The following is a 438-nucleotide window of genomic DNA, read 5'->3' as shown; positions in this document are numbered from 1 at the left end:
CAAAGGTCGTTTCAGCCTCACAAAAGCGCAGATGCAACAGCTTTCCAGTGGCGTCATCGATATAAACCAGCAAGCAGCATTTGGAAGCTCGACCTTCAAACCAGTCATGATATGAGCCATCAATCTGAATCAGCTCACCGAAGCAATCACGGTTATAGCGTGGCTGGTATGGGCGTTTTAGACGTTTGGATCGCGGAATCCAAAGGTCATTTGCAGTCATCCAGCGCCGAACCGTTTCTACCGGGATATTCAGGTCAAACATGCTGCTGAGCTTCTCATGCGCCAAGGTAGGTCCAAAGCCCAGCAGATGTTCAGAAATAATGGAAAGACATTCTGATTTTAACAGAACGTCATGGCGACGATGACCCGGTTGACCACGACTGGCATGCGTCATGCCTGAAACACCATCTTGATTGAGCTTCTGCAATAACCGGGTAA

At 48.6% G+C, this 438-nt stretch carries 1 protein-coding gene; it reads right to left on the bottom strand.

Annotated elements, in window-relative coordinates; all coding sequences use genetic code 11:
- On the bottom strand, positions 1 to 438 hold a 438-nt coding region (locus tag NI465_RS16560), incomplete at both ends, for a transposase family protein (RefSeq protein WP_494399514.1).

The sequence above is a fragment of the Acinetobacter lwoffii genome (assembly GCF_024129855.1).
In the GTDB taxonomy this organism is placed as follows: Bacteria; Pseudomonadota; Gammaproteobacteria; order Pseudomonadales; family Moraxellaceae; genus Acinetobacter; species Acinetobacter lwoffii_L.
The sequence above is the reverse complement of the archived record's forward strand: the minus strand, read 5'-3'. Positions and strand labels throughout refer to the sequence as shown.